The sequence below is a fragment of the Kribbella sp. NPDC043289 genome (assembly GCF_056436705.1).
Genome location: NZ_JBWKCB010000001.1, coordinates 112,925 through 124,796, shown reverse-complemented (window position 1 = coordinate 124,796; position 11,872 = coordinate 112,925). Strand labels below are relative to the sequence as shown.

The window sequence follows — 11,872 nt, the reverse complement described above, 5'->3', positions numbered from 1 at the left end:
ACCGCCCTTTCACACTTGCCCCGTGACCCGTATTGATTGCCTGGAGTAACCATGTCACATCTGGAGTCCCATTCGTCACTCCAGGCATCTGCAGTCTCACCTGCTAGGCGGGGGCCACGATCTCGAGTTCGTAGCCGTCGGTGTTGTGGAGGAAGGCGGCGAAATGCTGGGGGCCGCCGGCGTACGGGTGGCGGTCCGCGAACATCAGGGTCCAGCCGTGCTCGGCGGCCTCATCGACGATCGCGTCGACCTCCGCCCGGGTCGCGGCGTTCAGCGCCAGATGGTTCATACCGGGGCGCATCCGGTCGTGCTCGGTGGACGACATCGCGGGGCTCTGCTCGACCACGACGTAGGAGCCGTCGGCCGCGGTCCAGGTCATCCCGCCGGGCCAGCCGTCACCGTCCTTCCAGCCCAATCGGTTGAGGACCCAGCCCCAGCTCGTTACGGCCCGGGACAGGTCCGGGACCCAGATCTCGACGTGATGCACAGCGGCGACCATCGGAGCATTATCCGCGCTCTTCATCTGTACTCGTCAGCTGCTGTCGTCGGTGCCGTCATCGGTGCTGTCGTCTGTGCTCGTTCGCATGGTTCGACAACGTCGTCGAGAGCCATCCGGCGAGCGCCCCCGAGACCAGCAGCCAGACCAGTGCCGCGACCAGCCACGGCCACCACGGACGCGCCTGCGCGGCCTCGGCCACCGCCTTGCCGAACAACCCGCCGGCGGGCGCGAGGACCAGCACGAGCAGCACCCGCGCGAACCTCGATTCCCTGGTCATTCTTTCATTGTGCGAGGCCGCCGCCGACACCGCAGAAACCTTGGCGTTTCGCGCCCCGTCACCTTTCTGTCCGTGGCAGGGTTTACCGTCTCCGGTGACAGTCGACAGATCGGGGGTTCGTGGTGGGTACCACGCGGATCGAGAGCACGGCGTACGGCGCCGCGGCGTTGGAGCGCCTGCAGACCGTCGTGTCGCGACTCAAGGCCGACGATCCGATGACGCCCGTGACCTTGCTGCTGCCGAACAACCTGGCCGGCGTGATCGCTCGTCGCGATCTGGCGGTCCGCGGCATCGCCGGGCTCTACCTGGCGACGCTCGAGCGCCTTGCCGAGCAGGTCGCCGCCGGCCTCCTGTCGCCGCGACGCCCGGCCACCCGACCGATCGTGGCAGCCACCTGGCGGACGGCGCTGGCCAAGGCGCCCGGCATCTTCCACGAGGTGGCCGAGCACCCGTCGACCATCCAAGCGCTTGCCTCCGCCCACCGCGAGCTCCGCGACCTCACCGATCCGGCGCTCGACAACGTCGCGCACGCGTCCGCGCTCGGTCCCGACCTGGTCCGGCTGCATCGCCACGTCACCACCGAGCTCGCCTCGGACTGGTACGACGAGACCGATCTGCTCCGCGCCGCCGCGTCCCGGATCACTGCGTCACCGGAGATCGTCCGCGAGCTCGGCGCCCTGGTGCTGTATCTCCCGCAGGAGCTGACGCAGTCCGAGGCCGCGTTCGTGGCGGCGCTCGGCGATGCCGCCGCGGATCTGACGGTAATCGTCGGACTGACCGACGTACGGCGCGCGGACCGCGCGGTGCGGCGATCGCTGGAGCGGATCGGGATCGATCTGCCGCCGTCGATCTCGAAGAACTACCCGGTCGCGACCGAGATCCTGAACGCGTCGGACGCCGACGACGAGGTGCGGTGCGTGGTCCGCGACGTCGTCTCGGCGCTGGAGCACACACCGGCGCACCGGATCGCGGTGCTGTACTCGGCCGCCTCGCCGTACGCGCGGCTGCTGCACGAACACCTCGGCGAGGCCAAGATCGAGGTCAACGGGCCCGGCACCCGGCCGGTGCACGAGCGGGCGATCGCCCGGACGCTGCTCGAAGTGCTGGGGCTCGTCGACCAGGATCTGCCGCGCGCGGATGTCTTCCGGGCGCTGGCGAACGCGCCGACCCGGGATTTCGCGGGTGACCGGATCCCGGTGCCGCAGTGGGAGCGGATGTCCCGCGCGGCCGGGGTCGTGCGGGGCGACGACTGGGATACGCGACTGGCGCGGTACGCCGAGTCCGAGCGCCGGACCGCCGATCAGGAAGAGGCTGCCGAGGATCCGCGACCGGCCGCGGTGCGACGCGCGCAGTACAACGCGTCCACGGCCGAGCGGTTGCACGCGTTTGCCTCCACGCTTCGGCGTCGGTTGGGCGCGCTGGCGCTGTTGGAGAGCTGGTCCGAGCTGTCGGCCGAGGTGCTGCAACTGTTCCATGATCTGCTGGGCGACTATTCGTCCTTGCCGATCGAGGAGCAGTACGCCGCGGCTGCCGTCGAGGGATCGCTGACGGGTCTGTCGACGCTCGACGAGCTCGGGACTCCGGCGAGTCTCGCGGTGCTGCGCGACGTACTGGATCTTGAGCTGCAGCAGTCGCTGCCCCGGGTCGGCACGTTCGGGACAGGTGTCCTGGTGGCGCCGATGTCGGCGAGCGTCGGCCTGTCGGTGGACATCGTGTACGTCGTCGGTCTGTCGGAGGACCTGTATCCCGGGCGGGTGCACGAGGACGCCTTGCTTCCGCATCGGGTGCGCGAAGCGGCCGCGCCCGAGTTGGCGTCGTTCCGCGATCGGCTCGACGAGAAGCAGCGCCACTTGCTGGTCGCGTTCTCGGCCGGGGCGCGAGTAGTGGCGTCGTTCCCGCGCGGCGACCTGCGGCGGTCGTCACGGCGGTTGCCGACGCGCTGGCTGCTCGGATCGCTGCGCGAGCTGACCGGCGACCACGCCCTGCCGGCGACCCAGTGGGACAGGTACGACGGGGTGCTGCAGACGTCGGCGTCGTACGCCGGTTCGTTGACGACGGCAACGATGCCGGCAACCGAGCAGGAGTGGCAGACCCGTGCCGCCGCGGCGCGGTTGTGGGTCAACGACGGCGTACTGGTCCGGGCTCGGGAGCTGCTGCGCGGGCGGGGGTCGAACGCGTTCACCCGGTTCGACGGGGATCTGTCGGGGGTGTCGGGGCTGCCCGAGTTCGCGGTGCAGGACCGGATCGCGTCGCCGACTTCGCTGGAGTCGTATGCGACCTGCCCGCACGCGTACTTCGTCGAGCGATTGCTGCAGGTGGAGCCGCTCGAGGCGCCGGAGGATCTGCTGGTGATCTCGCCGGTCCAGATCGGGAACCTGATCCACAACAGTCTGGACGCGTTCGTCTCCCGGCTGGCCGGCTCCCTCCCGGGGTACGGCGAGCCGTGGACCGAGGAGCAGCGCTCGCTGCTGCTGGCGATCGGCGCGGATCTCGCGGACCAGTTCGAAGCGGAAGGCCTGACCGGGCATCCGCGGTTGTGGCAGCGGGAGCGGTTGCGGATCCTCGGCGATCTGATGGTGCTGCTGACCGACGACGACCGCTGGCGCGCGGAGCGGTCCGCGTCGGTGGTCGCGAGCGAGCTGCGGTTCGGTTTCGACGGTGAGCCTCCGGTGGAGATCCCGGTGCCGTCGGGCCGGGTGCTGTTGCGTGGATCGGCGGACAAGGTCGACCTCGGCGCGGACGGCACGATCTACGTCACCGACGTGAAGACCGGCGGCTTCTCGCGGTACGAGGGCATCGAGTCGGATCCGGTCGCGGGCGGGACGAAACTGCAGCTCCCGGTCTACGCGTACGCCGCGCGGGCCCGCCTGGGCGAGGCGTCCACGCCGGTCGAGGCGTCGTACTGGTTCGTGCGCCGCGGCGGCAAACGGATCCCGGTACCACTGACTCCCGAGGTCGAGGCCCGGTACGTCGAGACGCTCGACGTGATCGTGTCGTCGATCGCGGCCGGGTACTTCCCACCGAAGGCTCCCGAGGTCCCGGACTTTCTGTGGGTCCAGTGCCCGTACTGCAACCCCGACGGCATCGGTCACAGCGAGGTCCGAGCACGCTGGGACCGCAAACGCCACGATCCGGTTCTGGATCGGCTGGTCCGCCTCATCGATCCCACCGCCCTGGAGGCTGCTGATGAGTGAGCAGTTGCTCGACAGCGTGGCCAGGGATCGGATCCGGTCGGACACCGACACCACGCTGTTCGTCGAAGCCGGCGCCGGCTCTGGGAAGACCCACGCCCTGGTCGACCGCGTCACCACGCTGGTGCTTCGCGACGGCGTACCACTGCGGACGATCGCGGCGGTCACGTTCACCGAGAAGGCCGGCGCGGAGCTGCGTGATCGGTTGCGGGTCGAGTTCGAGCGGGCGCGCAAGGGCGACGATCGGCAGCTCGCCGACGCGGCGCTGGACGACCTGGACTCCGCGTCGATCGGCACGTTGCACGCGTTCGCCCAGCAGATCCTGCTCGCGCACCCGATCGAGGCCGGGCTGCCACCGCTCATCGACGTGCTCGACGAGGTCGGTTCGTCGGTCGCGTTCGAAGAGCGCTGGGCCGAGCTTCAGCAGCAGCTCCTCGACGACGACTCGATCGCCGAACCGTTGCTGCTCGCAATGGCAGTCGGCGTCGAGCTCAAGCATCTGCGGTCGCTCGCGCGTCTGTTCGGCAACGACTGGGACCTGATCGCCGAACGCGTGCTGGTCGATCCACCCGATCTGGTCGCGATGCCGGATCTGTCCGGCCTGATCGCTGCGGCCGCGCAGATCGGCGCTGCGGCCGAGACCTGCCTGGATCCCGAGGACCGGCTGCTGCCGAAGGTCGTGCAGCTCCGCGAGCTCGGGCTGATGCTGGACGCCGCCTCCGATCAGGAGACCCAGCTGGCGATCCTGCAGACGTTCCGCGGCCTGAAGGTGGGCCGGATCGGCCGCAAGGAGAACTGGCCGGACATCACCAAGGTGCGCGGCGACTGCACCGAGGTCGTCGAGGTTGCTGGGTCGCTGGTCGAGCTGCTGCTTGATGCTTGCCTGCGGCACCTTTCGCATTGGATCGCCGAGCGGGTGCTGGAATCCGCGGAGCTGCGACGCGCCGAGGGGCGGCTGGAGTTCCACGACCTGCTGGTGCTGGCCCGCGACCTGCTCCGTCGCGACGCGAGTGTGCGGGCCGATCTGCAGGAGCGGTTCGGGCGGTTGTTGCTGGACGAGTTCCAGGACACGGACCCGATCCAGATCGAGTTGGCGGTGCGGATCGCCGGCGGGGCCGCGGCCGACGCAGAGGACTGGCGCGAGGTCGAGGTCCCCGAGGGGCATCTGTTCGTGGTAGGCGATCCGAAGCAGTCGATCTACCGGTTCCGGCGGGCGAACATCGCAACGTACCTGACCGCTCAGGACCTGTTGGGCGAGACCGTTGCGCTGACCACCAACTTCCGGACGGTGCCGCCGATTCTGGGCTGGATCAACACGGTGTTCGACACGCTGATCCAGGCGCACAACTCGGCCCAGCCCGCGTACCAGGCGCTCGCATCGCACCGGACGAATCCGACTGCCGGCGCTTCGGGAGGCCAGCGCTCCGGCAGTGCATCGCGCGAGTCCGGTCCTCGGCCCGGCTCGCCGTCAGGCGCCAGCTCGCCGTCCCGCCACGGCTCTCCGTCGGGCGCCGGGTCGTCGTCCCGTCGTGGAGCGGCTTCGGATGCCGAGGCCGCCCCGGTGAAGGGCGATCAGCTCTCCATCTTCGACGAACCGGCGTTCGACGAGCCCGACTCCTCCTCTGCCGAACCGGTTGCCGATCTGGCGGCGATTCTCCCGTTCCGTCGCCGGGACGACGCCATCGACGTACCGCTCGACGAAGAGCCACCGGACGACGAGCCCGCCGATCCGTCCGCCGGTCCGGCCGTCACCGTCCTCGGCGCTGAGCCGCACAACGACCTTCCCCGCGCGCAAGCCTCCGTCCTCCGCGAACGCGAAGCGACCGACGTGGCCTCCGTCGTCGAGGAGGCGCTCCGCGAGGGCTGGCTGGTGTACGACGACCGCGCCGAAACCTGGCGTCCCGCGGAAGCCGGCGACATCGCAGTCCTCGTGCCGGCCCGCACGTCCCTCCCGTTCCTGGAGGACGCTCTCGACCGCGCCGACATCCCGTACCGCGCTGAGGCCAGCTCGCTCGTCTACCAGACCGCCGAGGTCCGCGACCTGCTCGCCTGTGCCCGCGCCCTCGGCGACCCGAGCGACCAGCTCGCGCTCGTCACCACCCTGCGCTCCGCGCTCTTCGGCTGCGGCGACGACGACCTGTACACCTGGAAGCGCAACGGCGGCGCGTTCACCCTGACTGCCACGGTTCCGGACCAACTCCTCACCCACCCGGTCGGCGAGGCGATGGAGTGGCTCCGGCGTACCTACTACGCCGCACGCTGGCTCACCCCGAGCGAAGTGCTCGCGAAGATCGTCGCCGACCGCCGCATGCTGGAAGTCGCCGCGATCGGTCCGCGCGCCCGCGACGCCTGGCGCCGGGTCCGGTTCGTCGTCGACCAGGCCCGCGCCTGGTCCGAGGTCGAGCACGGCGGCCTCCGCTCGTACCTCGCCTGGGCGGCCCATCAAGGCGAGGAGACCTCCCGCGTCGCCGAGGCGGTGCTCCCCGAGACCGATGCCGACGCGGTCCGCGTGATGACGATCCATGCCGCGAAGGGTCTCGAGTTCCCGATCGTCATCCTCTCCGGCATGACCGCCTCCCCGAACCGGCAGCGCGGCGTCCAGGTCCTCTGGCCACCGGACGGCGGGTACGCGGTGAAGCTCAAGTCCTCCGTCCAGACCGAGGACTTCGACCTCGTCCAGCCGGTCGACGAGCAGATGGACGACTACGAGCGCCGCCGCCTGCTGTACGTCGCCGCGACGCGCGCCCGCGACCACCTGATCGTCTCGCTGCACCGTTCCGGCAACCGCCGCCACTCCAGCAACGCCGAGCTCCTCGCGACCGCCGGCGGCGTCGAGGCACCGCACACCACCCTGTTCACCAGCCCACCGGTCCCCGAACGCGAACCGTCCGGCAGCCCCGACGTCACCCCGCCGATCTCCCGCACCGAGTGGGAGTCCCGGGCCGCCGCGGCGCAGGCCGCAAGCCGGGCGCGTTCCGCCCAGAGCGCCTCCGGCCTCGAAGGCACGGGGCCCGACGTCGCGCTCGCCGAGATTGATCCCGGCACGGCGAAGGCGGCACGCGACCTCGAGCTGCCCCCGTGGTCGAAGGGCCGTTACGGCACCGCGATCGGCCGCGCCGTCCACGCCGTACTGCAGGTTGTCGACCTGTCCACGGGTGCCGGCCTCGAAGCCGCAGTCGCCACGCAGTGCCTGGCCGAGGGCGTCCTCGAGTACGCCGATGTCGTCACCGCGCTCGTCCGCTCCGCTCTCGCCTCCGAGGTCGTCCAGCGAGCCGCCGCGCGCGAACACTGGCGCGAGTCGTACGTCGGCACCGTCCAGCCCGACGGCACGGTCCTCGAAGGCTTCGTCGACCTCATCTACCGCGAAGACGACGGCCGCCTCACCATCGTCGACTACAAGACCGACGTCATCCCCGCCGCAGCTCTCGACAGCCGCGTCGCCTACTACACGCCCCAACTCCAGGCGTACGCCGCGATCCTGCCGAATACCGCTCCCCCGATCCTGCTGTTCCTGAACCCGAGCGGAGCGGTGGAACGCCAGGTGCCCTAGGCAACGAGCCGTGCGGCCAGCACGACGATCACCGCGGTCGACGCGAGCGCCGTCACCAACCGGCCGACATGCCCGGTCAACAGCCGCCCGAGCAGAGCGCCACCACCGGCGAGCAACAGTTGCCAACCGGCCGATGCTGCGAACGCCGCGACCACGAAGACGATCCGCTCACCGACGCCGGTGACGCTCGATCCACCGACGACCAGCGCCGCGAAGTAGATCACCGTCCACGGGTTGAGCATCGTCATCCCCAACATCCCAAGGTACGCCGTCCACACGCCGACCGGTGTCTCGTGCTGCAGTGCGACGAGCCGCTGCGCGCGATACCGCCGTACCGCCTTGACGGCACCGAGCGCCGCGAGTCCGATCAGCACCACGACGGACACCCACCGCAGGGGCCCCACGATCGGCACCAGCAACGGCGCCAACGCCGTACCGGCGATCGCAGCCACCGCCGCGTACAACCCGTCGGCCGAAGCCACTCCGAGCGCCGCGAACACCCCGATCCGCAAGCTGCTCCGCGCGGTCAACGCAACCAGGTAGGTCCCGACAGGCCCGACCGGCATGGCAACGCCGAACCCGGCCAAGAGCCCCGCGACCGCGACCCCGATCACGACTGACCGAGCATCGACCCCCACCAACGCCGCGCCTGCTGCTGGCCCCGGGCCCCAACGGCCGCAGGTCCCACCAGCATCACATCAAGCGTCAGAGTCATACCCACATGATCAGCACTCCCCCAGGTCCCCTCAACCCAATTACTCCTCGCGGGCTGTGCTCGAGGTAATGCGAAGGACAGGGCCGGATCACGGAGGTAGCGTGACCGGTCATGGAGATGCCCGAGATCAAACGCGCGATCGCGGCCGCGACATCGATCGCCGCGTCGCTCGACCTGCCGGCCGACGACGCGATCGTCCTCCACAACTCGAACAAGCTGGCGCTGCGACTCACGCCGTACGACGTCTTCGCCCGCGTCGCGCCCGTGGGGCAGGAAGTCGCCCAGTTCGAGATCGAGCTCGCTCAGCGGCTCGCCGAGATCGGATCCCCGGTGGCCGCCTTGGAGCCGCGAGTGGACCCGCGCGTGTACACGCGCGACGGCTTCGCTGTGACGCTGTGGACCTACTACGAGCCCGTGTCCCCTCAGGTCGCACCGGCCGACTTCGCCAACGCACTGGAGCGGCTGCACGCCGGCATGCGCAAGGTCGACGTTCCGAGCCCGCGGTTCACGGATCGAATCACCGAGGCGCAAGAAATCGTCGCCGACCCGGACCGCTCACCGGCTCTCGACGACGCAGCCCGCGCGTTCCTCGCCAGCAGACTGGACAGCGTGCGCCGAGCGATCGCCGTCCGCGACGCCCCTGAGCAGTTGCTGCACGGCGAGCCGCATCCCGGCAATCTGCTCAGCACGAAGTACGGGCCGCTGTTCATCGATTTCGAGACGTGCTGCCGTGGACCGGTCGAGTTCGATCTCGCCCACGTACCTGTGGCGGTCTGCGACCACTACCCGAATATCGACCGAGAACTATTGGACGACTGCCGCCAGCTCGTCCTCGCGATGGTCGCGGCGTGGCGCTGGGACGCCGACGACCAGTTCCCGAACCGCAGGCAGATGGGCGAAACCCTCCTCCGCCTACTCCGCGAAGGCCCACCCTGGCCAACCCTCGACGCCATCCCCAACCTGTAGCACCCACGCCACACCGGGCAGTCAGCTCTTAGGTGCGACGTAGATCCGCAGCGTCGGCTCCGCAACCTCCGCTCCAACTGCACCCGCCCAAACTTGTCGAGTTTGGGGTTGGGGGGAACGGTTACGGATTGGGGTGGGTGGGCTTGGGGTTCGGTAGGTTTTTGCGCGGCTAGTGGTTGAGCTGTCAGGTGTCGCGCCTGCTCTCAGTCGTGGGGTTGTTACTGAGAGTCTATGACGCTTGGTGGCTCTGGGGGGTGGATGGTTACGGGTTGTGGATAACGGGAAGTGGCCCTGGCGTGCGGGTGGCTGCGGAGTCGCTACCATCTGCGGAAACAGTGTGAGGAACGTTCGAATGATGGTCCGCCCGCTGGCGGGTTTGCCACCACGAGTGTGAGGGTGTGGCTCATGAACATCGGTACCCGGAAGATCGTCGTCGACGAGGCGATCGCGCAGTTGCGGCTGTACGCCGAGACGAACGGCGCCGTGCTGCAGTACTACGACGGGTTGCCGGGGATGACCACCGCCGGTGGCTCCGACCCGAACCAGGTGACGCTCGAGGATCTCGGCCGGCTGATGGTGATCGGTGCCGACCTGCGGGCGATGGACATTCCGTGGCTGCTCGAGGTCGAGGCGGAGAAGGAGCTCGCCGCGATCCCGGTGGACGCGCGGCTCGAGGACGCGGCGCCGGGCAGCGAGCTGTTCGACGCGGCGATGGCGCTGGACGACAAGTTCACCGGCCACCGCGGGTTCGGGCACGCGAAGAAGTCGAAGCTCCTGCACCTCAAGCGCCCGTACCTGTTCCCGGTGACCGACAGTTTCATCCGGATGACCTACGGCACCGCGTCGGCGGGGGCCGCGTTCCTGTCCGCCGTCCGCGACGACCTGGTGAACCCGGCGAACGTCCGGGACTTCAAGACGTTGCAGGTCCGCCTGATCGGTGAGCCGGCCACCAGCGCGGCCCGGCTCCTCGGCGAGGTCCCCACGCTCCGCCTCCTGGACATCCTCGCCTCACTCCTGGGCGAAGCGAAGTAGCCGGTGAGGCGAAGCAGCCCCAGCCCAAGCAAAGGCGAGGAGCCGGTCCTACAGCACCCCGAGCCGCGCCAGCGGCTCGACCAATTCGCGCTCCTCGTACGACAGGTGCGACAGCAACGTGTCGTCCAACAGGTCGACCGCCGAACGCAACCCGTCGATCGTTCCTGACCCGTCAACCAACGCGACCAGTGCCTTGTCGACACCCTCGAGTACGTCGTGAATGACCTTGTGCTCCTCCTGCAACCGGTCCACCACCGGGGCGAGCGCCGAATCCGCCCGGCGTAGCTGCGGGAAGAGCGACGCGTCCTCGATCGAGTGATGCGTCGTGACCAGTCGGCAGTACGACTCGCAGTACGTCCCCAACGTCCAGTTGTTCTGCCGCATGGTCATCGTGTTGATGTGCGAACGCGCCGCCCCGACCCCCAGCGTCCCCGCAGCGACCTGCTCGACCAGATCCCGCACCTGCTCGAGCTCACCCCGCAGATGGTCGTGTACGTCGATCAGATGCTGCCCCGACTGCAGCTGGTACGGCGTATAAGTCCGCGACGGGTCCACCGCCGGACCAGTCGGCCGCTCCGACTCGTCCAGCAGCCGTACGGCGCTCCGTCGTACAGCCGGAGGCGGAGTCGGTACGACGCTGAACCCGCCCGCAGGCACCGAAGCGGCCACCTCCACCACCGCATCTGACCCCACTGCAGCACCCGACCGCGGCGCCTCGACCGCCTCGCGGACCCCTGCCGCAACCTCGGCGAACCGCCGGATGTCGTCCGGGTTGTCAGAGGCAAGGATGTACGTGCTGATCCCGTCCCCCAGCGTCAGCTCGGTCAGCTGCTCGATCCACTGCTCCTCAGGCCCCTGCAGGAACCCGCCACCACCGCCGAACTGCCCGCCCACGTTGTACAGCCGCCGGATCGCCGCCGGATCACGCCCAGCCTCCACCGCGGCCTCGTCGATGATCTTGTTCATCGCGGCCAGCTGGTCCGGACCGGCGTACCCACTGCTCGGCAGCCAGCCGTCGGCGAGCCGCCCGGTCAGCGCGAGCATCCGTGGCTTGTACGCACCCAGCCAGATCGACACGTCGTGCGCCGGCGCCGGGCCACGCTTCGCACCGGCGATCGTGTAGTGCTTCCCGTCCAGCCGGATGCCGCCGCCCGTCGGCGTCCAGACCTCGCGCATGATCGCGATGGCCTCCTCGAGCGCGGTGATGCTCTCGCCCTTGGTCAGCCGCGGCCCGCCGTTCGCCGCGACCGCGTCGAGGAATCCGCCGGCGCCGAGTCCGAGTTCGACCCGGCCGCCGGTGATCAGGTCGAGCGTGGCGACGCTGCGCGCGAGTACGACCGGCTGTCGGAGCGGGAGGTTGGCGACGTTCGTGGTCACCGTGATCCGCTGCGTCTGGGCGGCGACGACCGACAACAGCGTCCAGGCGTCCATCAGCCGCGGCTGGTACGGGTGGTCCTGGAAGCTGACGAGGTCGAGACCGGCCTGCTCGGTCAGTTGTGCCAGCGCGATGACGCGGTCCGGGTTGTCGACAGCGGGGGTCAGGAACGTCCCGAAGACCAACTCGTGGCCGTAGTCCATGCTTCACCTTCACCTGTAGAAGTTCGCTCGCGAGCCAAACTACTTCGCTGGTCGAATAATCTCA

At 69.4% G+C, this 11,872-nt stretch carries 8 protein-coding genes; 4 read left to right on the top strand and 4 right to left on the bottom strand.

Translation table 11 applies throughout. The annotated features are described in order from the left end of the window. Positions 1-103: 103 nt before the first annotated feature. Entirely contained in the window at positions 104-499 is a 396-nt protein-coding gene (locus AC0662_RS00535; RefSeq protein WP_452195640.1) for a VOC family protein, read from the bottom strand. Positions 500-554: 55 nt separating this feature from the next. Next, positions 555-776: a hypothetical protein gene (locus tag AC0662_RS00530; RefSeq protein WP_452195638.1), complete on the bottom strand. Its 222-nt coding sequence runs from the start codon at positions 774-776 to the stop codon at positions 555-557. 122 nt (positions 777-898) lie between these two features. Here AC0662_RS00530 and AC0662_RS00525 point away from each other — a divergent pair, with 122 nt between their 5' ends. Both AC0662_RS00525 and AC0662_RS00520 read left to right on the top strand, forming a co-directional pair. After that, positions 899-3,970, top strand: coding sequence for a PD-(D/E)XK nuclease family protein (locus AC0662_RS00525; protein ID WP_478297541.1), 3,072 nt, complete (start codon positions 899-901; stop codon positions 3,968-3,970). Then, a complete protein-coding gene (locus tag AC0662_RS00520) occupies positions 3,963-7,517 on the top strand; it encodes a UvrD-helicase domain-containing protein (RefSeq protein ID WP_478297539.1) in 3,555 nt (1,184 codons plus the stop codon). The genes AC0662_RS00525 and AC0662_RS00520 overlap by 8 nt, the downstream gene beginning before the upstream one ends. On the opposite strand, the gene AC0662_RS00515 is transcribed toward AC0662_RS00520, so the two are convergent. Further along, positions 7,514-8,155, bottom strand: coding sequence for a LysE family transporter (locus AC0662_RS00515; protein ID WP_478297537.1), 642 nt, complete (start codon positions 8,153-8,155; stop codon positions 7,514-7,516). The genes AC0662_RS00520 and AC0662_RS00515 overlap by 4 nt on opposite strands. A gap of 188 nt (positions 8,156-8,343) precedes the next feature. Here AC0662_RS00515 and AC0662_RS00510 point away from each other — a divergent pair, with 188 nt between their 5' ends. Then, positions 8,344-9,198 carry a phosphotransferase enzyme family protein gene (locus tag AC0662_RS00510; RefSeq protein WP_478297535.1) on the top strand — a complete coding sequence of 285 codons (855 nt, stop codon included), beginning with the start codon at positions 8,344-8,346 and terminating at the stop codon, positions 9,196-9,198. A gap of 405 nt (positions 9,199-9,603) precedes the next feature. After that, on the top strand, positions 9,604-10,230 hold the full coding sequence (locus AC0662_RS00505; RefSeq protein WP_452195629.1) for a DUF6308 family protein: 627 nt from the start codon (positions 9,604-9,606) through the stop codon (positions 10,228-10,230). Between the two features lie 48 nt (positions 10,231-10,278). Here AC0662_RS00505 and AC0662_RS00500 read toward each other — a convergent pair whose 3' ends face one another. After that, positions 10,279-11,808, bottom strand: coding sequence for an LLM class flavin-dependent oxidoreductase (locus AC0662_RS00500; protein ID WP_478297532.1), 1,530 nt, complete (start codon positions 11,806-11,808; stop codon positions 10,279-10,281). Positions 11,809-11,872 lie beyond the last annotated feature (64 nt).

Bases quoted from the DNA above. Each gene is read 5' to 3' on its own strand.
- AC0662_RS00535 (WP_452195640.1), bottom strand. From the start codon at position 499: ATGGTCGCCGCTGTGCATCACGTCGAGATCTGGGTCCCGGACCTGTCC.
- AC0662_RS00530 (WP_452195638.1), bottom strand. From the start codon at position 776: ATGACCAGGGAATCGAGGTTCGCGCGGGTGCTGCTCGTGCTGGTCCTC.
- AC0662_RS00520 (WP_478297539.1), top strand. From the start codon at position 3,963: ATGAGTGAGCAGTTGCTCGACAGCGTGGCCAGGGATCGGATCCGGTCG.
- AC0662_RS00510 (WP_478297535.1), top strand. From the start codon at position 8,344: ATGGAGATGCCCGAGATCAAACGCGCGATCGCGGCCGCGACATCGATC.
- AC0662_RS00505 (WP_452195629.1), top strand. From the start codon at position 9,604: ATGAACATCGGTACCCGGAAGATCGTCGTCGACGAGGCGATCGCGCAG.
- AC0662_RS00500 (WP_478297532.1), bottom strand. From the start codon at position 11,808: ATGGACTACGGCCACGAGTTGGTCTTCGGGACGTTCCTGACCCCCGCT.